The organism is Nocardioides sp. NPDC057767 (assembly GCF_042798275.1).
Lineage (GTDB): Bacteria > Actinomycetota > Actinomycetes > Propionibacteriales > Nocardioidaceae > Nocardioides.
This window is the reverse complement of record NZ_JBHVKJ010000056.1, coordinates 15,633-39,243: the sequence shown is the minus strand read 5'-3', so window position 1 is coordinate 39,243 and position 23,611 is coordinate 15,633. Positions and strand designations below refer to the sequence as shown.

General features: G+C 69.3%; 23 protein-coding genes. 10 read left to right on the top strand and 13 right to left on the bottom strand.

The window, feature by feature from the left end; genetic code table 11:
- Positions 1 to 131: 131 nt before the first annotated feature.
- Both ACFVDI_RS23505 and ACFVDI_RS23500 read left to right on the top strand, forming a co-directional pair.
- The gene (locus ACFVDI_RS23505) at positions 132 to 1,310 is read left to right on the top strand and encodes a DnaJ C-terminal domain-containing protein (RefSeq protein ID WP_328528623.1); all 1,179 of its coding nucleotides are present in this window, start codon (positions 132 to 134) and stop codon (positions 1,308 to 1,310) included.
- 2 nt (positions 1,311 to 1,312) lie between these two features.
- On the top strand, positions 1,313 to 1,747 hold the full coding sequence (locus ACFVDI_RS23500; RefSeq protein ID WP_378911087.1) for a heat shock protein transcriptional repressor HspR: 435 nt from the start codon (positions 1,313 to 1,315) through the stop codon (positions 1,745 to 1,747).
- A gap of 281 nt (positions 1,748 to 2,028) precedes the next feature.
- On the opposite strand, the gene ACFVDI_RS23495 is transcribed toward ACFVDI_RS23500, so the two are convergent.
- From ACFVDI_RS23495 to ACFVDI_RS23470, 6 genes are all read right to left on the bottom strand, one after another.
- Positions 2,029 to 2,787, bottom strand: a complete 759-nt coding sequence (locus ACFVDI_RS23495) for a DUF6230 family protein (RefSeq protein WP_378911083.1) — start codon at positions 2,785 to 2,787, stop codon at positions 2,029 to 2,031.
- Positions 2,784 to 3,776, bottom strand: coding sequence for a hypothetical protein (locus tag ACFVDI_RS23490; protein ID WP_378911081.1), 993 nt, complete (start codon positions 3,774 to 3,776; stop codon positions 2,784 to 2,786). The genes ACFVDI_RS23495 and ACFVDI_RS23490 overlap by 4 nt, the downstream gene beginning before the upstream one ends.
- 6 nt (positions 3,777 to 3,782) lie before the next feature.
- Positions 3,783 to 4,253, bottom strand: coding sequence for a DUF6114 domain-containing protein (locus tag ACFVDI_RS23485; protein WP_378911079.1), 471 nt, complete (start codon positions 4,251 to 4,253; stop codon positions 3,783 to 3,785).
- Positions 4,250 to 5,161, bottom strand: a complete 912-nt coding sequence (locus ACFVDI_RS23480; RefSeq protein WP_378911076.1) for a DUF6230 family protein — start codon at positions 5,159 to 5,161, stop codon at positions 4,250 to 4,252. Before ACFVDI_RS23480 ends, ACFVDI_RS23485 begins: the two co-directional genes overlap by 4 nt.
- A complete protein-coding gene (locus tag ACFVDI_RS23475; protein WP_378911074.1) occupies positions 5,158 to 5,661 on the bottom strand; it encodes a DUF6114 domain-containing protein in 504 nt (167 codons plus the stop codon). The genes ACFVDI_RS23480 and ACFVDI_RS23475 overlap by 4 nt, the downstream gene beginning before the upstream one ends.
- Before the next feature lie 84 nt (positions 5,662 to 5,745).
- On the bottom strand, positions 5,746 to 6,351 hold the full coding sequence (locus ACFVDI_RS23470) for a hypothetical protein (RefSeq protein WP_378911072.1): 606 nt from the start codon (positions 6,349 to 6,351) through the stop codon (positions 5,746 to 5,748).
- A 303-nt stretch (positions 6,352 to 6,654) separates the two neighbouring features.
- Between ACFVDI_RS23470 and lepB (ACFVDI_RS23465) the strand changes: the two genes are divergently transcribed.
- The 6 genes from lepB (ACFVDI_RS23465) (at position 6,655) to ACFVDI_RS23440 (ending at position 12,636) form a co-directional block, all read left to right on the top strand.
- Positions 6,655 to 7,269, top strand: coding sequence for a signal peptidase I (gene lepB, locus ACFVDI_RS23465; protein ID WP_378911070.1), 615 nt, complete (start codon positions 6,655 to 6,657; stop codon positions 7,267 to 7,269).
- Positions 7,266 to 7,841 (top strand): signal peptidase I, encoded by a 576-nt coding sequence (gene lepB, locus ACFVDI_RS23460; protein WP_378911067.1) that lies wholly within the window; start codon positions 7,266 to 7,268, stop codon positions 7,839 to 7,841. Before lepB (ACFVDI_RS23465) ends, lepB (ACFVDI_RS23460) begins: the two co-directional genes overlap by 4 nt.
- A 166-nt stretch (positions 7,842 to 8,007) precedes the next feature.
- Positions 8,008 to 9,327, top strand: coding sequence for a hypothetical protein (locus ACFVDI_RS23455; RefSeq protein WP_378911065.1), 1,320 nt, complete (start codon positions 8,008 to 8,010; stop codon positions 9,325 to 9,327).
- The gene (locus ACFVDI_RS23450) at positions 9,324 to 10,328 is read left to right on the top strand and encodes an Abi-alpha family protein (protein ID WP_378911063.1); all 1,005 of its coding nucleotides are present in this window, start codon (positions 9,324 to 9,326) and stop codon (positions 10,326 to 10,328) included. Before ACFVDI_RS23455 ends, ACFVDI_RS23450 begins: the two co-directional genes overlap by 4 nt.
- A 95-nt stretch (positions 10,329 to 10,423) precedes the next feature.
- Positions 10,424 to 11,746, top strand: coding sequence for a hypothetical protein (locus ACFVDI_RS23445; RefSeq protein WP_378911060.1), 1,323 nt, complete (start codon positions 10,424 to 10,426; stop codon positions 11,744 to 11,746).
- Positions 11,743 to 12,636: an Abi-alpha family protein gene (locus tag ACFVDI_RS23440; protein WP_378911058.1), complete on the top strand. Its 894-nt coding sequence runs from the start codon at positions 11,743 to 11,745 to the stop codon at positions 12,634 to 12,636. Before ACFVDI_RS23445 ends, ACFVDI_RS23440 begins: the two co-directional genes overlap by 4 nt.
- Here ACFVDI_RS23440 and ACFVDI_RS23435 read toward each other — a convergent pair.
- Positions 12,594 to 13,484: a DUF692 family multinuclear iron-containing protein gene (locus ACFVDI_RS23435; RefSeq protein WP_378911056.1), complete on the bottom strand. Its 891-nt coding sequence runs from the start codon at positions 13,482 to 13,484 to the stop codon at positions 12,594 to 12,596. The genes ACFVDI_RS23440 and ACFVDI_RS23435 overlap by 43 nt on opposite strands.
- A 170-nt stretch (positions 13,485 to 13,654) precedes the next feature.
- Between ACFVDI_RS23435 and ACFVDI_RS23430 the strand changes: the two genes are divergently transcribed.
- The gene (locus tag ACFVDI_RS23430) at positions 13,655 to 15,874 is read left to right on the top strand and encodes a transglycosylase domain-containing protein (RefSeq protein ID WP_378911094.1); all 2,220 of its coding nucleotides are present in this window, start codon (positions 13,655 to 13,657) and stop codon (positions 15,872 to 15,874) included.
- Between the two features lie 94 nt (positions 15,875 to 15,968).
- Here ACFVDI_RS23430 and ACFVDI_RS23425 read toward each other — a convergent pair whose 3' ends face one another.
- The 6 genes from ACFVDI_RS23425 to ACFVDI_RS23400 all read right to left on the bottom strand — a co-directional run bounded on the left by ACFVDI_RS23425 (position 15,969) and on the right by ACFVDI_RS23400 (position 22,179).
- The gene (locus ACFVDI_RS23425) at positions 15,969 to 16,832 is read right to left on the bottom strand and encodes a GTP-binding protein LepA (protein WP_378911051.1); all 864 of its coding nucleotides are present in this window, start codon (positions 16,830 to 16,832) and stop codon (positions 15,969 to 15,971) included.
- A gap of 204 nt (positions 16,833 to 17,036) precedes the next feature.
- Positions 17,037 to 18,272 carry a lytic transglycosylase domain-containing protein gene (locus tag ACFVDI_RS23420; RefSeq protein ID WP_378911047.1) on the bottom strand — a complete coding sequence of 412 codons (1,236 nt, stop codon included), beginning with the start codon at positions 18,270 to 18,272 and terminating at the stop codon, positions 17,037 to 17,039.
- Positions 18,273 to 18,389: 117 nt separating this feature from the next.
- The gene (locus ACFVDI_RS23415; RefSeq protein ID WP_378911045.1) at positions 18,390 to 19,400 is read right to left on the bottom strand and encodes an HAD family hydrolase; all 1,011 of its coding nucleotides are present in this window, start codon (positions 19,398 to 19,400) and stop codon (positions 18,390 to 18,392) included.
- A 14-nt stretch (positions 19,401 to 19,414) separates the two neighbouring features.
- Positions 19,415 to 20,632, bottom strand: a complete 1,218-nt coding sequence (locus ACFVDI_RS23410; protein ID WP_378911042.1) for a PucR family transcriptional regulator — start codon at positions 20,630 to 20,632, stop codon at positions 19,415 to 19,417.
- Positions 20,633 to 20,812: 180 nt separating this feature from the next.
- Complete coding sequence (locus ACFVDI_RS23405) at positions 20,813 to 21,454, bottom strand: hypothetical protein (RefSeq protein WP_378911040.1); 642 nt, start codon at positions 21,452 to 21,454, stop codon at positions 20,813 to 20,815.
- Between the two features lie 80 nt (positions 21,455 to 21,534).
- Positions 21,535 to 22,179: a hypothetical protein gene (locus ACFVDI_RS23400; protein ID WP_378911037.1), complete on the bottom strand. Its 645-nt coding sequence runs from the start codon at positions 22,177 to 22,179 to the stop codon at positions 21,535 to 21,537.
- Positions 22,180 to 22,430: 251 nt separating this feature from the next.
- On the opposite strand from ACFVDI_RS23400, the gene ACFVDI_RS23395 reads away from it, so the two are divergent.
- Entirely contained in the window at positions 22,431 to 23,435 is a 1,005-nt protein-coding gene (locus ACFVDI_RS23395) for a hypothetical protein (RefSeq protein WP_378911034.1), read from the top strand.
- Positions 23,436 to 23,611: the final 176 nt, after the last annotated feature.

The window sequence follows — 23,611 nt, the reverse complement described above, 5'->3', positions numbered from 1 at the left end:
GGTCCAGGCCAGCACCCGCTCGTTGATCTCGCTCACAGGTCGTCGGCCTCGATCGGCCGCAGGGTGGCGTCGACGCCGACTGCCGGGAGACCGGCAGGCTCGACCACCGAGAAGAAGGGAGGAGGGGCTAGGTGGCTGAGAACGACGGGATCCGGCCGGACTGGATCAACAAGGACTACTACGCCGAGCTGGGTGTCAAGAAGGACGCCTCGAGCGACGACATCAAGAAGGCCTATCGCAAGCTCGCGCGGGCCAACCACCCCGACTCCAACCCGGGCGACGAGGCCAAGCACGAGAAGTTCAAGAAGGTCGCCGAGGCCTACGACGTCGTCGGCGACGCCGAGAAGCGCAAGAAGTACGACGAGGTGCGAACCCTCGGTGCCACCGGCGGCTTCCCGGGTGGCTTCGGTGGAGGCGGTCGCGGCTACAACTTCGAGGATCTCTTCGGTGGTGGCGGTGCTCAGACCGGCGGGCTCGGTGACATGTTCGGCGACCTGTTCGGCGGTGGTGCCGGTGGAGGCTTCGGTGGGCGGCGTACGGCCCCGAGGGCTCGGCCGATCAAGGGGGCCGACGTCGAGACGAGCGCCACGATCGGGTTCACCGATGCGCTCGACGGCGTGACCATCTCGCTGCGGCTGACCTCCGACGCCGCCTGTCCCGACTGCAACGGCACCGGGGGCAAGCCTGGCACCAAGCCGCGGGTCTGCCCCGAGTGCGAGGGTGCGGGCTATGTGGTCAACTCCGTCGGCGGAGCGTTCTCGATGAACGAGACCTGCCCGCGCTGCGGTGGCCGTCAGCTGATCTACGACGAGGCCTGCCCGACCTGCCACGGCTCCGGCCGCGGCACCTCCGCGCGCACCATCCAGGCGCGCATCCCGGCCGGGGTCAAGGACCGTCAGCGGATCCGGCTCAAGGGCAAGGGCGCCGCGGGTGAGAACGGCGGCCCGGCCGGTGACCTCTACGTCACCGTGCACGTCACGCCGCACCGTGTCTTCGGCCGAAAGGACGACAACCTCACCATCGACGTGCCGGTCGGCTTCGACGAGCTGGCGCTCGGCGCGGAGGCCAAGCTGCCGACCCTGTCCGGCTCGCCGGTGACGCTGCGGATCCCCGCAGGGACCCCCAACGGTCGTACGTTCCGGGTCCGCGGCAAGGGGTTCAGGCGCGCTGACGGCACCGTGGGTGACCTGCTCGCGACCGTCGAGGTGCAGATCCCGGCGGTGCTCGATGCCGACGCCAAGGCGGCCGTCGAGGCCTATCGGGCCGCGATGGCCGGCAAGCCACTGCGTACGTCTCTTCTCGAGGAGTGATGATGAGCGACGGATTCAGCAGCCCGTCCCCGGATGCCGCGGTCTACGTCATCAGCGTGGCCGCGGAGCTGACCGGGCTGCACCCGCAGACGCTGCGCACCTATGAGCGGATGGGCCTGATCACCCCCGGTCGCACCGGGGGTGGCGGGCGACGCTACTCCTTCCACGACATCGAGCTGCTGCGCTCGATCGCCGACCTGACCGCGGCCGGCATCGGCATCGAGGGTGTGCGCCGCATCCTGGCGCTCGAGCAGCACGTCGATGCCCTGCGGCGGCGCAACGAGGAACTGCTGCACGAGCTGGCGGCGACCCGCGAGGCGCTCGCCCAGGCGCTGTCGACGGCGCCGGAACAGAAGAGCCCGGCCAGCAGGCTTCCTGCGGTTCGTCAGGCGCCGCCAGGTCAGGCGATCGTGGTCTGGCGGCGGCAGCAGAGGTAGCGCCTTTCCTACTGATCGCTTGACAGATTTGTTGGCGAGTTGTGGATTTTGGTTAAAACCGATGTTGGTTCGATACCCCCATACTGATGAGTAAGCCGCGAGTGTCGGACCAACCCCCATATGGTCGGGGCACGCGCGGCGGACCCGGTGGAGCCGACCCGAGACGGACCCACCGGGTCCTTCCAATTTTCGGTGAGCCACGAGATCGCGACGCAGGAGCGAGCTCGTGAGCGTGTCGAGATCTACACAGCCCCGGGGCGGTCGGCCGGTGTGTGAGGGTTTCAGTTCGGGAACGTCCCCGCCTGAGCCGCGGCCTTGCAGGACTGGTTGCCCGGAAGCAGCTCGATCTCCAGGTTCGGCAAGGTGACCTCACCCTCGATCTGAGCCTGCCGGACGTCGCCGTAGACGGAGTTGAGGTTGGCGACGGTCGCGTCGATACCGGTGAATCCCTGGCCGTTGTTGTGGCCTCCGTTGCCGCTGGTCTGGTACCACTTCGCGTCGAACCCCTGGGGCACGCCCATCGGGTTCGCGGCGTAGGGCGCGGTGCCCGGATTGGTCGTCAGGTCGGTGGTGGCGAGCCCGATCTGAGCGGTGCCCTGCAGATTGACGCCGGGCGATGACGCGGCCCGGAGCTGGGTGATGTCGAAGGCGACCCTCTGAGCACTGATCTCATTGGTCGTCTGGTCGTCGTCCCCGGCGGTGAGCCTGATCGTGTAGCTGCCGAGCGCCCCGACGTCCTCCACCCGGGAGAGGCAGAAGCCGTTCATCGTCGCGGAGGCGAAGCCGGCGCGCAGCACCGGTGTCCAGTCGCCTCCGCTGCTGGCGGACGCCTGGGTCTGCACCAGCGCCGTGCCGAACGCCGCGTCGGCGGCGTGGATGCGGCTCGAGGAGAACGTCGAGCTGCCGTTGTTGATCGTCAGCGTCGGGTTGAAGACCGCGGACGCGGAGGAGCCCATCGCCACGACCATCGCTCCGAGCAGGCCGAGACCCACCGTCGTCGCCGCGACCATGCGGCGCCATCGTGTCCCGTACGTGCTCATTCTGCGGTCACCGTGATCGTCGTGTTGGGGAGCTGGATCGAGTTGAGCGGGTTCGTGGTGCCGCCCGGTGGGTAGACGTACGGGTCCTTGGTCGCGTCGTTGTCGTGGGTGAACAGGTAGTAGAACTCCAGGTTCACCGCCAGCAGGTTGTAGTCGCCACCGGCCGCCAGACCACTGAGGATCGCGGTGACCAGGTCGTTCCAGCCACCGGTGCCGTCGCCGGCGAGCGTACGGATCCGCATCCGGCACACGTCGCCGTTCCACCCGGCCGTGCAGATGGTGTTCTTCTGGGAGGTCGTGGTCAGCCCGGCGGCGATGATCAGGATGCCGGCCAGGTTGGTGACCGTCCGCCACGGGATCGCCACCCAGGAGTCGCCCGTGGTCAGCAGGTTCGTCTTCACGCCGGGGCCGCCGACGGTGAACGGACCGTCCGGGGCGATGCGAAGGACGTGCGGCACCTTCGCGGTGGGAGCGGGCGCCGTCGACGACCGCGCGGTGAGCACCGGCGCACCGAACGAGGCGACGTTGCTGCGGAAGACGAGATCGCTGAAGGCGATCTGGAAGAGACACATGTTGCCCGTGGCGGCGTAGTAGTAGGTGAACCCCTTGTTGCTGTCGCAGTCCCCGCCGCTGGTGTTGGTATAGATGCCGCGGACATCGGCGGCCACGTTGGTGGTGCTGCTCCCGTTCGGCTCACCCGCGGTCAGGAGCCATCGCGTCCCCGACAGGCAGGGAAACATCCGGGTGCCGAAGGTGCGACTCTGGAAGCTGCCGTTGTCGCCGGCGTTCTTGAGGGGCACGACCTGCCGTCGTTGCTGCGGGTCGCTGCTTCCGGGCTGGTCGCACCGGAACGGCTGATAGCTGTCGTTCTGGCTGTTCGCCTCAGCCCGGTCGCCGCCCGAGGGCCACAGCGCCGAGGACATGATGATGAGCGCGATCGCGGTGATCACGACGAGGCGTTGCCTGCCGACGGTGAGATCGTGGGACACCGCCGATCATCCGCCGGAGGTGGCGCGCCTGGCCGGGCGCGGCTGCTTCTCGCCCCAGGACCAGACCATCGAGCCGCCGATGATGCCGAGGACCGAGCCGACGACGAAGCCGCCCAGGTTGGCGGTGGGGAAGGCGCCGAGTGCGATCAGGAACGCGACGACCCCCGACAGCGACTTGTAGTGCGGTGCCAGCCAGGTGACCAGTCCGAACATGATCAGCGATCCGCCCATGACGTAGCCGGCGGAGTAGGACCAGCCGCCGGTCAGGGCGATGCCGATGTCGAAGGACATCCAGTAGATGATCCAGGCACCGGCCACGATGAGCCACAACGCACCCCAGAAGGGACGCGTACGTCGCCACGCACGGAACCACGAACGGGCGGCCGCGAGGAACGCGCCGAGCCGGTTGCGACGGTGCGCGCTCTCCGGCGCGGGGTCGGTCGAGAAGCCGAGGTCGTCTGTCAGTGAGTTGGTCATGAGCAGTCGGCCTGCGTCCTGGCTCCGGGCACGACCCTGATGTTCAGGTCCGGCAGCGTGATGTTGCCCTTGAGGTTGAGCCCGTAGCTGTTGCCGTTGAGGCCGGCCACGTTGAGCTGGCGGGCGTAGAGGCCGAAGGCGCCCGCCTTGGGCAGCTGGTTGGCGTTGCCCTCGAAGGCGAGGCCGGCCGAGTCGCCGACGGTCTCGGCCGACTGGCCGAGGTTCATCCCGGAGATCTTGTTCCCGTAGCCGCTGAGCGCATCGGAGTTGAGGTACAGGTTGGTCGCAGAGATCGCGTTCGCCAGGCTCCCGCTGGTCAGCTTGCCCGTGTTCGGGTCGGTGGTGGTGCCGGTCGGGATCGATGCGCCGCTGTAGCTGTCCGGGACGTCGTCGCCGGCGGTGATCATCAGCGAGTAGTTACCGACGAGCGGGATGTTCTCGGTGGCGATCCCGCACAGCCCGGCGAGCTTGGCCTGGTGGATGCCGAGCTCGGTGACCCCGCACTGAGCCTGTACGTCGGCGGTGTCGGCGTCGCAGTCCGTGGACCCCTGGCGGCTGGTCGGGGCGAGATAGCCCGCCGCGTGCTCTGCGTCGAGGTAGTTGGAGTAGAGCCTGAACTTGGAGTTCCCAGTGGTGAAGTTGACCGCCAGGGCGTTCTGCGAGACGGCGCCGAACATCGCGAGGAGGGCGGCGCTCCCGAGGATCATCAGCGGCAGCGAGCGCTTCCGGCTGCCGCGGCGTACGGACTCCGCCTCCTCGTGCATCTGCGCCGACTGCTCCGCGGCGCGGTCGATGGCGGCGTACGCGCCTCGGTAGAGACGACCGGTGAGCCGACCCCATGCGCTGCGCATGCCGGGCTCTTCGCCCCAGGGGTCGGGCCGCTCGAAGCGGCGGGCGCGGGGGCTCATGCGGTCGCTCCGCTCCGGGCCAGCTTGCGGGCCTCCTTGCGGGCGCGCTTGTGAGCGTCCTTCTCGGCCATCTTGGTCAGCTGCTCCTCGGTGTAGGGGGTCCAGGCGACGATCAGGGCGCCACCGGTGATGCCGGCGACGGTGCCGATGATGAGCCCGCCGAGGTTGGCCAGCGGGAGGGCCGCGATCGCGAGCGCGACCGAGACGATCCCCGGGAACGTACGCTGCGACGGCATGAACATCGCGATCAGTGCCGCGGCAGCCATGCTGAAGGAGATCAGCACCGGCGGGAGGGTCCTGTCGCCGAAGGCTGCGAAGATCGTGAAGTCGAGCTGCTTGGAGAGCATCGAGGACCCGATCAACCATGACGACCACAGCAGGATCAGGCTTCCCCAGAAGGGGCGGGTGCGGCGAAAACCCTTGAAGCCGCGCGGAGCGGGGCCGCTGGCTGAGGTGCTCGCGATGGGTGTTTCGGGGTCGATAGGAGTCTTGTCAGGCATGGGTTTCTCCGGCGAGGCTGGGGCAGGGTGTTGGCGGGCGCTCCGGAACGCCCGCCAACGGCTGCAGGCTGATGAGTTGAAGTGCTACGGGTTGAGCTTGATCGACAGGTTGTCGAGGCTCAGCGAGCTCAGCTGGACTGCGTATGCCTTTGCCGACAGGTTGTTCAGCACCTGCTCGCCGCTCTGGCCAGAGGTCTGCGCGGCCTGGAGAGCGAAGCCGTCCGCCACGTAGCCCGGACCGGCCGAGTCGAAGCCGGCGTCGGCCTGCGACTGGCCCAGGGTGACGTTGGCCATGGTGGCGCCGCTCGGCGTGTTGAGCGAAGCAGCGTTCAGCGCCACGTCGCCCAGGTTGATCGCCGAGTCGGTCGAGGTGATCCCCAGGTTGAGGCTCAGCCCCGGGAGCACCTCCACCGCGGGCGTCACGACGTTGAGCCCGTTGGCGACAGAGCCCTCGGTCTGAGCGTAGATCGTGCCCTGGTTGTTACCGGCAGAGCCGATCTCGGTAGCGCCGGTGCGCATCTTCAGTGCGTCAGCGGTGAGGTTCGTGCTCATGTCGAAACCGCCGGTGGACGAGATGACCGCCCCGACCATGCCGGACAGCATCGCGTAACCCATGCCGGCGGAGACGACTGCCGCCGGCAGCGTCACGGCCGCGAAGCGGCCGAGACTGGTGTGCCCCATCTTGTTCATATATGTGCTCCCTCTTTGGACCCGTCCCTCACGGGCTGATGAACCCCGAGAAAAGTGCACCGCCCGCAGGCCCTAATACCCTGGGCGGCATCAACACTGTGATGGGCGCCACGTGCTACGGTCAAGCACATCTGGACAATTTGTCCCTAAATGTCTATGAAGTGTGGCTATTCCTGCATGGGTTTGGCTGCGCTGCCATTGCTCTGCCTGAAAGAGGGGCCGATTGTGTCTGGAAGGTCTCTGAAAACTCCGTTCGCTGACGAGCGCGGCTTTGCGGCAACGACGGTGGGGTGGGTAGCGCTGGTGGCGTTCCTGCTCGCGATGACCGTCGTCGTGGCGGCGCTGTTCGGCTCGTTCACGGTCAAGGGCCAGAGCATGGAGCCGACGCTCGCCTCCGGCGAACGGATCCTGCTCGACCCGTTGCACAACGACGAGATCGAGCGTTTCGATCTGGTCCAGGGCGTCGAGCCCGGCCCGGAACGCTTCGGTGGCGGCTCGCAGGTGGTCAAGCGGGTGATCGGGCTGCCTGGTGACCGGGTCGCGATCGCCGGCGGCGAGCGGCCGGTCGTCTATGTGAGTCCTGCCGGGTCGCAGGACGTCTTCCGGGTCGACAACCCTGCCTGGCCGGCCCGGATCGGGGGAGAGGTCGGCCTGTGCTGCAGGTCGGACGGGACGTACGACCCGAGTGCCGCCTCCGGAACCTGGGTGACCGTCCCGACGGACGCGCTGTGGGTCCTCGGGGACAACTGGGGTGGCTCGACCGACTCCCGTGCGTTCGGCTTCCTGCCGCTGGCCGACGTCTCCGGCACGGCGTGGCTGCGGCTGCTCCCGGCCGGTTCGTTCGGCGGGTTCGGCGACGGTGACGTCGAGCTCGTCGAGGTGACCGAGCCTGTTGCCGGGTTGGGTGCACGGCCGTGAAGAAGCTCCTCGCGGCGGGCGGGATGGGTGTCGGAGTGACGGCGTTCGCTGCGCTCGTGATGATGGTCGCGGCTCTCGCCTTCTCTGTCGCCGTCGACGGCACCAGCATGGAGCCGACGCTGCGAGACGGGGACCGGATGTTCCTCGAGTTCTGGACCCATGACGAGATCGAACGCTTCGACGTCGTCGAGACGGACGCTCCCAGCTCCGTGTCCGGTGGTGGCGCCCGGATCCTCAAGCGCGTGATCGGGATGCCCGGCGACCAGGTCTCGGTGTCTCCTGATGCGCGCGTGCTGGTGCGGCCCGAGGGGGATCGGCGGACCTATGTGGTCGACAATCCGGCCTGGTCTGCCGACGCCGGTGTCGAGCAGGACTGGATCACCGTCCCGCCGGACGCGTACTGGCTGCTCGGCGACAACTGGAACGCTTCCACCGACTCGCGCAACTTCGGTTTCGTCGATGCCGAGGCCGTTCATGGCAGGGTGGTGTTCCGAATGCTCCCCATCGGTCGGAGCGGGACGATCGCCCACGACGTCCGGCTCGCCCCCGTCGAACCAGGCTCAACGCGGTAGCTGCGCGCGTCGCGCTTGCCCGATGGTTTTGGATCGATATCAGATCGATCGGTGGACATTTTGCCCCAACTTGTCAAGCAGTGCACTAGCCTTTCGCGCCAGGGAGACCACGACACTGCGTGCACCTGGGGCGGTCTCGTGGATGAGGGAATGAAGGTCAGGTCTTGTGTCTAACACCATTTCGGCAGGGCTTTCCCTGCTAGACGACTTCAGCTGGTTCGAGTTCTGGTCGGTGCCGATCTTCACCGCCGTGATCGGCTGGCTGATCAACTGGTCGGGTCTGTGGATGCTCTTCTCGCCGATCCACTTCCACGGGATCACCGTGCCCGGGCTCAAGCAGATCGCCGGCTCGCTGCCACGCAAGATCCAGGAGATCCCGGGCATCCTGCGCGGCGGGATCGGCTGGCAGGGGATCGTGCCCGCGCGGGCTGCGAAGATGGGCTCCATCGCGGTCGACCGGGCGCTGTCCCAGATGGCGACCGCGCGCGACTTCTACGAGCAGCTCGAGCCCGACAAGATCGCCGCCCACATCGTCGACGTCTTCCGCCCCGAGATCCCGTTGCTCGTCGACGAGATCATGTGGCGTGAGCATCCCCGCTTCTGGCGTGATCTGCCGCGCCCGCTGCGTACGGTCGTCATCCAGCGGGTCCAGGACCGGCTGCCCGCGGTCGTCCGCGACGTCACCGTCGAGATCGGCAACCACATCGACCAGATCTTCGACCCGAAGATCATGGTGATCGAGAACTTCGAGAAGGATCCCTCGATCATCGTGCGGATCTTCAAGGACTTCGGTGCCCGCGAGCTCCGGATGATGGTCGTCTTCGGTGCGGTCTTCGGATTCCTGCTCGGCATCCCGGTCGCCGTCGTCGACCAGGCCTTCCACATCTGGTGGCTGCTGCCGATCCTCGGCGTGCTGGTCGGCTGGACGACCAACCTGCTCGGCATGTTGCTCATCTTCGAGCCCGCCGAGCCCAGGCGGATCGGTCCGTTCAAGATCCAGGCGCTCTTCGCCCAGCGGCAGTGGCAGGCCTCCGACGTCTACGGCAAGCACATCGCCAAGGACGTGATCACGCTCGAGCACATCGGCGAGCACCTCCTCAACGGCCCCTCCGGCGACCGCACCCGGCAGATGCTCGCCGCGGCCCTCGAGCCCGCCGTCGACGCCGCGGTCGGTCCGGCCTACGGTGCGGTCCGGGTGGCGGTCGGGACCAGGAGGTTCGACGCGATCCGCTCCTCCGTTGCCGAGCAGGCCGTCGAGTACACCCTCACCCCGATGCGCGACGCCGCCTTCAGCCAGCAGCAGTCCTGCAACATCCGGCGGCTGATCGCCGACCGATGCCGTGCCCTACCTCCGAGGACCTTCGTTGACATGATGAGAGCTGCGATCAAGGAGGACGAGTGGCTGCTCTACGCCCACGGGGCGATCATGGGCCTGGCGGGCGGGTTCCTGCACGTGGCGGTCTTCGAATGGTGGAACGTGCTGTGAGCGCCCTCCACATCAACACCGAGCCGGGGGCACGCCGGCCCGAGACGTACGCCGCACCGGCCGAGGAGCTCGTCGAGGGCCGTGAGGGGATGCACCGTATGCCCACGCCGGCGCCGGGCGGTGGCCTCGTCGACGGGACGATCGACGTGCTCCCGGGCCTGCTCAGGATCTCCGCGGTCACGGTGGCCCACACCGCGGGCTGGGGACTGAGGACGTACGCGCGTGGGGTGGGGAGGGTCGCCAAGGCGGTCGTCGACCCCAACGAGGCGGTGCGGCTCACCGAGGACGTGGCGACCAGCGCCCGCCAGGTGACCGGCTTCGCGAAGCGCGTCGCCACGGGCAACCCGATCACCGGCCTGCTGGAGCGCTATGCGCTCCCGGCCGCCGAGACGGCGAGAGCGGCGATGGAGGGCCGTGCCGCTCGGGTCAACGGGATCGAGCCGGGCACGAGTCCGGATCAGCTGCGGCGTACGGGCGAGGAGCTGCTGCGCCGTTCGCGCGACGTGTGGGACGAGCACGACCGCCACCCGGCCTTCGTCAACATCCTCAACGAGCTGGCCCCCGACGAGGCGCGGATCCTGGTGCTGATGCTCAAGGACGGTCCGCAGCCGGCCGTCGACGTCGTCGAGGGCGGGGTGATCGGCCACCTGCGTGGGTCGCGGATGATCGCCCGGGGCCTGACCATGATCGGTGCGCAGGCCAGCGTGCGCTACCCGTCGCTGGTGCCGCAGTACCTGAACAACCTCACCCGACTGGGTCTCGCGTGGCAGTCCGAGGAGCCGGTCAGCGAGCTGATCCGCTATCAGGTGGTGGAGGCGCAGCCCGACGTGCTCGAGGCCATCCATGCCCAGGGCGGCGCCCGGATCAAGCGGCGCTCGATCCATCTGACGCCGTTCGGGCAGGACTTCGCGCGCGCCTGCTTCGCCGATGCCGAGGATCTCGACCGGCTCCCGAGCCACGAGATCCCGCCCGGTGCGGCGACAGAGGCATCAACCGACTAGCCCAACCCGAATGGCAGACGCTTCAGGGTGTTTGCGTTCGCGTGTGGGTAGGGTACGCATACTGACGGTCTGGAACTCTGGCGGAAGGAGCTCGGATGTCGCCGGAGTGGCAGGATTCGCTGGCCAGCTGGTTCGAGGACTGGGCTGCCCACGTCCACTGGCTCTCGCTGATCACCATCCCGATCTTCACCGGGGTGATCGGCTGGCTGATCAACTGGTCGGGCCTCTACATGCTCTTCGCCCCGCTCGCCTTCAAGGGGTTCCAGGTCCCCGGGCTGCGCGAGCTGACCAGGGTGCTGCCGCACAAGCTCCAGGAGGTGCCGGGTTTCGCCCAGGGCGGGCTCGGCTGGCAGGGCATCATCCCCGCCCGAGCCGCGAAGATGGGCTCGATCGCGGTCGACAAGGCGATCGCCAAGCTCGGCACCCCCAGCGACTTCTACCAGCAGCTCGGCCCGTCCGAGATCGCCACGCACATCGTGGAGACCTTCCGCCCGGAGGTACCCGATCTGGTCGAGCAGATCATGATGCGTGAGCACCCTCGGCTCTGGCGCGACCTCCCGAGGCCGGTCAAGGACGCGATCGCGGTCCGGGTCCAGGCCCAGCTGCCCTCGATCGTGCACAAGGTCACCGACGACATCGGCGTACACATCGACCAGCTCCTCGACCCGAAGCTGATGGTCATCGACCACTTCCGCAAGAACCCCGCCCTCGTGGTCAGGATCTTCCGCGACTTCGGGCAGCGCGAGCTCAACCTGATGGTCGCCTTCGGGTTCATCTTCGGATTCCTGCTCGGGATCCCGGTGGCGCTGATCGATCAGACCTTCCACCTGTGGTGGCTGCTCCCGCTGCTCGGTGTGGTCGTCGGTTGGGTGACCAACCTGCTCGGCATGTGGCTGATCTTCGAGCCCGCCGAGCCGCGGCGCATCCTCGGGATCAAGGTGCAGGGCCTCTTCCCGCGCCGTCAGGAGCAGGCCGCGGAGGTCTACGCCGACATCATCGCCACCGATGTGATCACGCTCGAGCGCATCGGCGACTTCCTGCTCGACGGCCCCCGTGGCGACGCCACCCGCAAGCTGCTGATCAACGCACTGATGCCTGCGGTGGACCGGGCGGCCGGGCCCTACCGGGGCGCGGTGCGGATAGCGCTCGGGTCGGAGCGGTTCGACCGGATCAGCACCTCGGTCGCCAACGAGGCGGCCGATCGTACGCTGGTGCCGTTCCGCGATCCCGGCTTCAGCCGCCACCAGGCAGACAAGATCCGCGACCTGGTCGCGCGGCGTACGAAGGAGCTTCCGCCGGGCGACTTCGTGGACATGATGAGGTCAGCGATCAAGGAGGACGAATGGATGCTCTACGCCCATGGCGCGATCATGGGGCTCGCGGGCGGCTTCCTTCACCTTCTAATCTTTCCGACATGAGTCTTCTGGGCAAGGTCGTCCCGACCGCATCCGCCGTGGCCGGCACCGCTCCCGGCCTGGCGCGGGTCGCGGCGGGTGCTGCCTGGCACACCGCCGGGTGGGGGCTGCGCACCTCCGGCCGCGCCGGCATCCGGGTCGCCCGGGCGGTGATCGACCAGGACGTGCGCGACGGGCTGGTGCGGGAGACGGCCGAGGCCGTGGGGATCGTCGCAGGCACCGCCGCGCGGATCATCCTGCCCGGCACGAGGCCGGTGATGGAGATCTCCGAGTCCGACTACGAGGCCGCTCGTCAGGACGTCGTGCTCGCGCGGACCCGCGAGGCCGAGGCGTCCCAGGACTCGCTACCGGTGCTGCGCCGTCGTGGGGCCGAGCTGCTCGACCGCTCGCGCGACGTCTGGGCAGACGAGCAGGGGCACCCGGCGTACGCCCGGATCCTCGACGAGCTCGCGCCCGACGAGGCGCGGATGCTGCTCTACCTGCTGCAGGCCGGACCGCAGCCGTCGGTCGACGTACGCACCGGGGGACCGACGGGTCTCGTCGGCAGCACCATGATCGCGCCGGGGCTCAACATGATCGCCGGCCGCAGCGGGGTGCGCTATCCGGAGCGGGTCCCGGCCTACCTCAACAACCTGTTCCGGCTCGGGCTGGTGTGGTTCTCCAAGGAGCCGCTGCCCGATCCACTGGAATACCAGGTTCTCGAGGCCCAGCCCGACGTGCTGGAGGCGCTGCACTCGGTGAAGTTCGCCAAGATCGTGCGTCGCTCGGTGCACCTCACGCCGTTCGGCGAGGCCTTCGGGCGCACCACCCTCGTGGACGAGGACTCGGCCGAGTCCGCCTTCCCGGAGCATCAGGCGCCGGTGACCGGCGGGGCGGACCTGCCCAAGGCCTGAGGGCCGCGGACCGCCTCGACCGCCTCGGACAGCCTGGTGAACTCGGGGTCGACGGTCCGTGGTGACACGTCGGTGTCGCGTTCGAGCATGATGCCGGGCAGCGGACGTCCGGCGTACGCCTCGACCACGGTCGCGAGCAGCGACAGCACCGGTGGTGGCATCGGGTGGGCGTGGGTGTCGAGGTAGAGACCGTCGTGCTCGGTGCCGCCGGCGACGTGCATGTAGGCGACCGCGTCGAGCGGGAAGCGGGCCAGGTCGGCGACCGGGTCGGAGCCGCGGGCGACCGCGGAGGCGTAGAGGTTGGCGACGTCGAGGACGAGGTGTACGCCGGTGCGCTCGACGAGCTCGGTGAGGAAGTCGGGCTCGTCGAGGGTGTCCTCGGGCCAGGTGAAGGTGGCGGCGATGTTCTCGACCGCGAGCGGGACGGGCAGGGACTCCTGGGCGATCCGGATGTTGTCGGCGAGCACGTCGAGCGAGTCCTTCGTACGTGGCGGCGGCAGTAGGTGGCCGGCCTCCAGGACGTCGCCGTGGAGCGGGTCGGGGGAGTCGCTCGCCCGCACGAAGGCGACGTGCTCGGAGACGAAGGGGCTGCCCAGGACCTCGGCGAGCCCCGCCAGCCGGCTGAGCCGGTCCGCGGTGGGGCGGTCGGCCCCGGCCAGCCCGAGGGTGACGCCGTGGGCGATGACCGGGACGCCCAGGTCGGCGACGGCCCGCGGGATCTGCGTCGGGGACATGTTCTCCGCGACCACCTCGGTGAAGCCGAGACGGCCGGAGGCGGCGTACGTCTGGAGGAGGTCTGCGATCGCAGGACGCCAAGCCACGGCGACGCCGGAGACCGAGGGGTTCACAGGGTGAAGTGTGGCGGATCGGACGCGGTCGGCGTGGGCCCTTCCGGTATTCTGGAACACCTGTTCCCCCATCGTTCAGCAACCCTCGCCGGTCCTGGCTCGAGGCCCGGGTAGGAGCCCGCATCTTGGCCCGCAAAGTCGTTCGTTCCTTTCCGTTCCATCGCATCGTGATGCGGTTCGCGGCCCTCATCGGCGTCGCCGCGGTGACGGGTCTGGTGGCCTCCGGGATGGCGCTCCCGTTCATCCACCTGACCGGCGTCGCGGCCAAGTCGGGTGCCCAGGTGATGGACGACCTGCCCCTCGACATCGACATGGGCGAGCTGTCGCAGACGACGCGGATCCTGGACGTGCACGGCAAGGTGATCACGACCCTCTACGACCAGAACCGGTCCTACAAGGCGCTCGACCAGATCTCGCCCAACATGCCGAAGGCGCTGCTCGCGATCGAGGACAGCCGCTTCTACGAGCACGGCGCGATGGACCTCAAGGGCACCCTGCGGGCGCTGCTGCGCAACTCGGCCTCGGAGTCGGGTGCGGTGCAGGGTGGCTCGTCGATCACCCAGCAGCTGGTCAAGACGACCCTCGTCTACGGGGCCGACTCCGACGAGGAGCGGGCGGCCGCGACCGAGAAGTCCACGGCGCGCAAGATCCGCGAGCTGCGCTACGCGATCTGGCTAGAGGAGCACCACGACAAGGACTGGATCCTCGAGCGTTACCTCAACGCGGCCTACTTCGGTGACTCCGCCTACGGCGTCCAGGCGGCCGCGAAGCACTACTTCGGCGTCGACGCCGCCGACCTGACCTGGGGACAGGCCTCGATGCTGGCCGGGATGGTGAAGAACCCGACCGGCTACGACCCGACCGACTACCCCGACGCCACGCTGGCCCGGCGCAACCTGGTGCTCGAGCGACTGGCCCAGGTCGGCGACCTGCCGCGGGCCGACGCGGAGAAGCTCAAGGAGAGCTCGCTCGGACTGAATGTTCAAGACAGCCGCAACGGCTGCTTCGGCTCGTCGGCGGAGTTCTTCTGCGACTACGCGCTGCGGTGGCTGCTCGCCGACGAGTCGCTGGGCGAGACCGAGGCCGAGCGTTGGCGGCTGCTGCAGACCGGCGGCCTGACCATCCGGACGACCCTGGACTCGAGCTTCCAGAAGGCGGCGCAGAAGTCGGTGAGTCGTCATGTGTCGCCGACCGACAACGCCGTCGGCGCCCTGGCGATGGTCGAGCCCGGCACCGGCATGGTCAAGGCGCTCGCGCAGTCGCGGCCGATGGGGGAGAGCCGGAAGAAGGGCGAGTCCTATCTCAACTATCTGGTCCCGAAGGAGTACGGCGACGCCAACGGCTTCCAGGCGGGCTCGACGTTCAAGGTCTTCGTCGGCGCCGCGGCGATCGAGAAGGGCTTCCCGCTCCGCCAGGAGATCCCGTCGCCCGCCAAGCGGACCTTCAACCAGGCGTCCTTCGCCAACTGCCCCGGCGAGGGCAACTTCAGCCCCAACCCCTACCCGGTCGGCAACTCGACCACCTCGGGCAACAAGAACCTCTACACCGGCACCCGGGAGTCGGTGAACACCTTCTACGTCCGGCTCGAGCAGTTCACCGGCGTGTGCGCCCCCTACGCGCTCGCGAAGAAGATGGGTGTCAGCCTGACCGACCCGGCTCACGAGCGGGTGCCGTCGTTCACCCTCGGCCCGGTCGACGTCAGCCCGCTGGAGATGGCCGAGGCGTACGCGACGTTCGGCGCCCGCGGCAAGCACTGCGACTCGCGGCCGGTGACCGCGATCGTCGGCCCGGACGGGAAGACGATGAAGGAGTACGCGGCCTCGTGCGAGCAGGTGATGCGTACCGGGACCGCGGACGCCATGAACGACATCCTCCGCGGCGTACTGCAGCCCGGCGGGTTCGGGCAGCGGCTCGCACTGAGCGTGCCGTCCGCCGGCAAGACCGGGACCACCAACAGCAACCGCGCCGTGTGGTTCAACGGCTACACGCCCAGGCTCGCGACCGCGTCGATGATCGCCGGCGCCGACTACGAGGGCAACTGGGTCACTCTCAACGGTCAGCGCCTGCGCGGTGGCTACGTCGCCTCGGCCTCCGGCTCGACCGTCGCCGGCCCGATGTGGGCCGGCGCGATGCGGGCGATCGACGGCAAGCTGGGCGTTGAGAACTTCGTACGTCCCGGTGCTGCCGTCGTCAACGGCAAGGGCATCACGATCCCGAAGGTCAAGGGGCTCTCGGTCGCCAAGGCCACCGCCCGGCTCGAGGCGGCCGGGTTCAAGCCGGTCGTCGGCAAGCGGGTGTCGTCGCGCTCCAAGCCAGGCACCGTCGTCGGGACCGTTCCGGGCAGCCGGGCGATCAAGGGAGCGACCGTCGAGATGCTGGTGTCGAGATGACGCGGGTAGGGGGCGCGGGGCGGGCGGTTCGTCTAGGTATGCAGACCAACCGTCACATCCCGTGTGGAACTCCGCGAGGTAAGTGAGGGTTCGGCTACATACCTTGATGAACCGCCCGCCGCGCCTGAGCTGCCTCGACGGCCTCGCGGAAGGCGCGGGCGACGTAGTCGGGCACCGGGAGGCCGCGGTCGCGGGCCCAGAGGAGCTCCTGCTCGACCCGGGCCACGTCGGCGGCCAGGTCGCGGCCCTCGTGGTCGACGCCGAGGGTCTCCATGACGTCGCCGAAGTCGGCCAGCTGACTGACGTCGTTGACCCCGACCGGGGCGAAGGAGATCCGGCGCAAGCGTCTGACCAGCCACTTCTGCCAGGCAGCAAGCGTGGCCCAGTGGGCCCGGGCGGAGAGCTGGTAGAAGGCGTAGTGGCCCGGCTCCTGGCGCTTGATCGGCGCGATGACCGTCTCGGCGACGGCGTGCTCGCCGGTCTCGACGACCCCGTCGTGGAGCAGGTTGTAGGCGATCACCGCGGAGCGCTCGGTGGCCATCCCGGTCAGGTAGTAGAGCATCCGGCAGACGTCCTGGAACGGCTCCAGGTGAGCCAGCAGGCCCAGCACCTTCAGCTTCAGGCTGACGCGCTCCAGATCGGTGGTCGCCGGAGGCCGCCCGACGACCTGCTGGAGCCGGTCGAGGATCAGCCCGTGCTGGATCTCCTGGGGCTGCCACACCTCGGCGTAGAACCGCTGGTCGACCTCGGGTGGGTTGGGGAGCATGGTGGAGATCTCGAGTACGTTGCGGTCGACCTCGAGCTCGACCCGCGCCATGTAGTCGAGCACGTGGCCGAAGCGGTCGCCGAAGGCGGCCGGGTCGTTGACGGTGAAGTCGACGGAGTCCATCGGGATCGGTGGGTGCTCCTCGCCGAGGCGCGCGACATGAGCAACGAGGCGGTCGTTATCGGTGAGCATCCGGGGCGGCTCCTGGTGGGGGAGTCAGGCGAAGCCCCAAGTCTGCCCGCCCGAGGCTTGGTTGTAACCCGATTTAGGTAAACGTGGGGTGTTGGCCTCGACACGTTCGTCGCAGCGGATTCGGCGGCTCGACCAACGGGGGAGGGCGGTGGGCGAGCCGGGGCGCGGGCGGCGTGCCGAGACCAACACGTTCTGGGACGAGCCTCAGGGGGTGCTCGCGGAGGTCTCCGTCGCGGTCGATTCCGTCGCGGTCGATTCCGTCGCGGCCGGAGTCTCCGTCGGGGTCTCGGTCGGGGTCTCGGAAGGTGTCTCGGAAGGTGTCTCGGTCGGGGTCGGGGTCGGGTCCACCGTGGGGGTCTCGGTCGGTGTCTCCGTGGGCGACCCCGTGGGCGACCCCGTGGGGGAGTCGGTCGGTGCCGGGCCAGACGTGGGCGACGGTTCGCCGGAGCCGCCGGTGGCGGGCGAACCCGACGGGGACGGGGAGGAGGGCATGGTCGAGCCACCGCTGGGCGTGCCGGTGCCCGTCCCTCCCGCGGACCCGTCGGACGAGGGCCGGGGCGACAGAGCGCTCGGCGAGGCGCCGGAGGGCGGCTCGAGGTCGGCGGACGAGGTGACCGGGATCTGTGCGGCGGGCAGGACGACACCGGCCGGTGTCTCGAAGGTGCCGCGCCGGTAGCCCTCGGCGATCTGCAGGACCACCGAGACGTACGCCTCGCTGTGGTTGTAGCGCAGCACGGCCGACCGCTGCCCGGCCTCGGTGGACAGGTCGGCGGAGCCCGAGCACAGGTAGACCGCGGCCGCGAGCGCGGCGTCGTCGACGTCCTGGGGGTCTCGGCGGCCGTCGCCGTCGGCGTCGACGCCGACGTCGGACCAGGTCGACGGGATGAACTGCATCGGCCCGACGGCGCGGTCGTGGACGAGGTCGCGGTCGTAGGTGCCGCCGTCTGTGTCGAGGATGCGTGCGGTGGCGCCGGCCCCGGTGAGGGGTACGCCGAAGATCCCGGGCGTCGCGACCCCGGAGGCGGACAGCGTGTTACCCCCGGCCCGGCCGTGGTCGGACTCGACCCGACCGATGGCGGCGATCAGCGACCAGTCGAGACGGCAGTCCGGATCGGCGTCGGCGAGCACGGTCGCGGCGCGCTGGTAGGCGGAGAGCGCCGTCTCGGGGATGATGCCGGCGGCGGCCTCGGCGGCGAACCCGGCCGGCTTGGCCGCCAGGTTGGGAACGGCCTTGGGGATGGGCTTCACCGCGGAGACGCTGACCGGCGGCAGCAGCTCCTGGATCGGCACCTCCACCGGCACTTCGACCGGCACCTGCCGCCCGCCGGCCGTGGCATCGACGGGCCGACCTTCCTGGATCGCGTGGATCGTCCAGGCGGCGGTGGCGGCGGCGACGGGCAGCGCCGCTGCCTTGAGCAGCAGACCGGGTCGCGGGGTCATCCTCGGTCACATCCTCGGGTCGGGCGGGTGGCTGGATCGATGTCACCGATCCAGCCATCATGTGAACCCCGCCACAACGCGCTGCGCGCGATCCGGACCGAGAATCCCCGAAACTACTCACGTACGTGACAAGTTTCCCGGCCTCGCCACCGTGATCGTGGCGGCCACGGCTGCCGTCAGCAGAGAGAGCAGAGCGCACCCGGCGGCGAGCGCGACCGAGCCGACGCCCAGGATCGTCAGCGCCATCCCGACCGCCACCGGCATCAGCGCGACCGGTCCGGCCCAGCGACGCCCCGCGACGACCCCGCGCGCGAGGGAGATCAGCTCGCCGACGCGTCCGACGTCGAGATCCGTCAGCTCCACCCCGGACTCCCCACCCACCGCCAGGTCTGCCACCGCCCGGGCCTCGCCGTCCTCGGGACGCGAGCTGATGAAGGCGACAACCCGTCCCTGCTCCTGCAGCTCGGCGACGAGCCGCTCCCGCTTCTCGGGGGCGATCTCGGAGTGCCGCCGCTCGATCCCGCAGGCCTCGGCCAGCTCCTCGGTCTCGCGGGCACCGTCGTCGGAGACCAGCACCGCCGACACTCCGGCCGCCGCCAACCGCGACACCGACGACGCCGCGTCCGAGCGCGGCTCGTCGCCGACCACGAGATAGCCCAGCGGGCGCCCGTCGAGCTCGACGCCGAGGACCGTGCCGCGGTCGTCGCGGTCGGCCATGCCGACCCAGGAGGGCCGCCCGACGCGTACGGGATGCCTGTCCACCGACCCTTGCACCCCCGATCCGGGGACCGCACCGAAGTCGGTGACCTTGCCGCGCGGCGAGAGCCGGGCGACGGCCCGGGCCAGCGGGCCCTCGGCCTCGTGCTCCAGCGCCCCCGCGAACCAGCGCAGGTTGCGCAGGTGGTCGGGATCGAGCGGTTCGACGGTGGTCACCGTGAGCCGTCCGGTGGTCACCGTCCCGCAGCGGTCGAGCACCACCGTGTCGACCCGGGCGGCCACCGACCATTCAGGACCGGGCACCGACGAGATCCCGTGCCGGCGCCCGACCCAGCCGCCGACGACGCGAGGAAATCCCAGCCCCAGGACGTACGCAGCGACAGCACCGGCCACGAGAACGAACATCTCCATGTGCGATCCCCGGGTCAGCCCGTCTGCTGCTGGTAACGGTCGAAGTCGCTCTGGTCGCCGGCCATCCACAGCGGCACGCTCGCCTTGAGCAGCAGCAGGAGCTGGGTGACGAACTCGGGGTCGCGCAGCGACTCGCCGAAGAGCTCGTTGATCCGCTTCCAGCGGTAGCGGACGGTCTGCGGATGCACTCCGAGCACCGCTGCGATCGCCGGCGCGCTCTCCCGCGTCTCGAGCCAGACCAACAGGGTCTCGGTGAGGATCTCGCGCGAGTTCTCCGACTCGGCCAGCAGCGGCTCGAGCAGCTCCTGGGCGAGCTGGCGGCGCATCACCGGCTCGGCGTGGAGCCAGATCTCGGTGCGGTAGGCGAGGCAGTCGATGACCGGCTTGGCGGGGATCACCCGGGCGTTGACCAGCGCGAGCGCGCGGTTGGCCCAGCGCCAGGCGGCCGGCACGTCCGCCGGCGGCACCGGCCAGCAGATCGAGACCCGGGCCTTCGGGGCGGCCGCACGGACCTCCTTGGTGACCGTCGTGGTGGCCCCGGGCGGGCAGATCACGACCTGCGTCGGCCGGCGCCGCCGGGTCAACGCGACGGACGAGAGCGCGTCCGCGGAGATCTGGTCGGCGTCGAGCAGCTCGACCGCCATCACCGTCACCTTCTCCGGCAGCGGCCACTCGCCGAGCGCCGCCTGGGTCTCGATCTCGTCGTGCGAGGAGCCCGACAGCATCCGGTCGATCAGCCGTGCTCGGGCGACGTCGTTGTTCTGGTCGCGGGCCTCGGTGCCGGCTTCGAAGCCCTTGCTGACCTGGGCGGTCAGGTGCTCGACGTACGACGTCATCATCTCGTTGAGCGCGTTCAGTGCCGCGGCGGAGAGCTCGTTCTCGACCGCCCGGCGGCGCAACTCGTCCCAGAGCTCGGTGGTGGCCATGTCGATGCCCTGGTCGACGATGGCCCGGTCCTGGCCCAGCGCGGCGACCTTGAAACCGACCTTGCGGAAGTGGTCGTCGATCGCGATGTAGGGCGCCGAACGCCCGAGGCCCAGGTCGATGAAGTGCGACATGGCGCCGTGCACGGCGGTGAAGATGAGCTCCTCGAAGCCCTCGGTCTCGGCCGGCAGTCCCTCGCGAAGATGACGGGTGATCTTGCGCGCGATCGGCCGCACCTCGCTCTCGAGGCTCTTCAGCATCCACACGGCGGAGCCGGGTAGCCCAGGGGACTGGTGGGTCTGCGTCATCTCGTGCTCCGTCGCACGTCAAACTCCTTCGTCCAACATGCCCGAGAAGGTATCGACCACCATGGCACGTCTTTGCCTGGCGTGCCCCCGAAATGCGGTACGCCCGTGCCGCTGCGTGGCCCGGATGGGCAAAGCCCGCCGGGGGCCGTTCGGCCGCCGGCGGACTCGGGGAGGGAGAGCTCAGCCGCGCCGAGGGTTGGTGAGGTTGAGCTCGATGGTGTTCCCGTCGCCGGGTACGAGGGCATTGACCAGCCAGGTGTTGAGACCACAGTTCTGGAAGTCGCCGATCGAGTACGTCCCGGTGAGCCGACCACCGGTGAAGACGCCGAACCGCTCACCCTCCGGCGTGGCCACGTGGATGGCCACCGGCTCGACGGTGCGGCAGAACGGCCCGGAGAAGGTCGGGAAGCCGACGACCTTGATGTTGGTGAGACGTACGTTGTAGTAGGAGGTGGCCTCGACATAGCTGCCGCCGCCCTCCGGATGGGGCGAGAGCGTGCCGGTGGTGGGGGCGGCCTCCTCGAAGCTGACGTCGGCGCTCATCGGGATGAACCCCGCCGCCTTGAACTCGGTGTGGGCACCGGGAAGCGCGAGCGAGCCGGTGAACGCGCCGGTCGTGGTCTCCAACGTCGTGTCCAGGACGGCCGGGCCGACCGGGATCTGCGACCCGGTCGAGGCGACGACGGTGGTGCCGTTGGCGTCGTAGAGGATGTCGAGCGGCGCGGCGTGGGCGGGTGCGGCCACGGCGACGGCGAGCAGCGTGGCCGCGGCTGGGACCGCGAGCAGGCCGAACCGGCGCTTCATGAGTGTCGGGAGAGACATGACGGGCTCCTTCAAGATGGTGGAACAGGGAGACGCGACAACGGTGCGCCGCTCGGGCGCACCGCTCTCGCTTGCCGGGTTCAGCTGACGTTGACGCCGCCGTTCGGGACGGAGACGTTGTAGGTGCCGTTGAACGAGGCCGGATCGCCGACGGAGATCGAGCCGAGGCAGTCGGCGACGACGGTGGTCACCGACAGGGACCCGTCGCCCGTCTCGTCGACGACCAGACGCTGCGTCGCCTCGTCGAAGTGGCCGTCGGCCGTGCCGGTGACCGTGAAGTCGCAGAGGCCGGTGGAGTCGGTGACGCGGGCGCTGATGCCGCTGATCCAGCCGTCGACCTGGTCGGTGGCGGCGGAGGTCACCGACGTGTCGTTCGTCTCGAGCTTCCAGGCGCCGCTGTGGGTGACCGTCAGCGGGGTTCCGAACTGCTCGGTGCAGCCGCTCCAGGTCGTCGACGAGATGGTCGCGAGATGGTCGGGGGCGAGCCCGCTCTTCCCGGTGCCGCTGTGGATGGAGCCGCTGGCGCCGGCCGAGGTGCAGAACATCGCGTTGAGCGGGACGGCGAAGGCGATGCCGCCGACAGCGGTGGCGCTGAAGGCGTGGTTGGCGGTGGCCGTGCTGCCGCCTACGGACACGGTGTAGGGAGGTGCGGCGCTGGCCATCGCCGGCGCGGCGAGGGTGAGGGCGGCGGCTGCCGCACCTACAAGGAGAAGCTTCTTCTTCATCGAAGGTCGTCCTTTCATGGCGATGGAGACTGGTTGTCTCCGTCGGGGCCTATTCATCCGGGTGGCGAATCCGGCTGTCGACGCCCATCTGCCCGAAAGCCCGAAATGGGGCGCCACGATGTCGTGTACGCGACATCCGATGCGGGCGCCGGCCCGAGACTTGTCATGGGCATGACAAGTCCGAGGACCGGTTCCGACGTATCCGAGGCGACCTTGTTGCGCCCGCATACCCGCGATGCCACGTTGTCGGTATGCGACACACTCTGCAGCGTGCGGCGGCGCTGGCCATCCTCGCCGGCTCCGCCTTCGCGATGCTCGGTCTCGGGGAGAGCGAGGCGGAGGAGGGTCCTTACCCGGGGCTGCCGGCTCCTGAGCAGCAGGAGCTGCCTCTCCGGCACGCCTCCTGGACCGGGGCGGCGAACTCCTCGCTCGCCGACGTGGAGCGGGCGCGTCAGTGGTTGCGTACGCCCCTCATGACGGTGGCCGCCGACTTCTATCAGGGCCGTATCGGGGACTTCGACGCGACCAAGTACCGGCAGTGCACCAAGGCAGGCGCGAACATCTACTTCGTCGCTCAGCCAGGGTCCGCGTACAACTACGGCCAGACGCCGGACATCGTCGTTCGAACGGTCACCTTCGGCGCGGTTCCTGTCGAGGCGACCGTACGCCTGGAGCAGGAGAGAACTGACGGACTCCCCGTGCCGATCAAGCTCGAGACCTTGACGTGCGCCCGGCTTCCCCCGTTCGGGGTCGAGGTTCCGGACAGCCCGGTCAAGGGCCGGGTCAGTACGCGCGTGATGTCGCTGCGCGTGGACGGCGTGTCACTGCCCTTCCGAGGAGAGTGCCGGACCCGAGAGGCGGGAACCTTGGACCTGTCCGGGGAGGGATACCTGATGGGGTGGGACGGAAGCCAGAACGTGCCTGCCCGTGTGCAGCCGGACCTGTGGAACGAAGGCCTCTTCAACCTCAGCCCCGGGGGCCTGCTGTCGGGCACCGTCGACGTCCCCCCGTTCTCGGGGTGCGTCACCACCGCCGGTGACGACCTCTCCAGCCTGCTGACGGCGACCGTCTCGGGAGAAGGGCTCCCGTTGCGTACCTATCAGGGTGGCGTTCTCGGCTGCACGGTGCCGAACCCCGGCGGTAAGAACCTGCCGCCTGCGCCTGGGGCATCGACCCCCGAGTCGGTCCCGTGCCGCATGGACGTGCTGCCCCCGCAGGTCCCGCCGCTTCCCGAGATCCCCACGAGTGGTCAGTGACGGCCTCCGAATTTGTCACGTGCGTGACAACTAAGCGGCGTTTGCGCACGGATCGGGCCCTCCTGCACTGGTCGATCGGCGCGATGTCCTCTGTGATGACCATCACTGAGTGACGCCGGCCTGACGAAGCACAGTGCTCCCGCGGGCCGGGGATCGAGGGGAGAAGTCGTAGATCC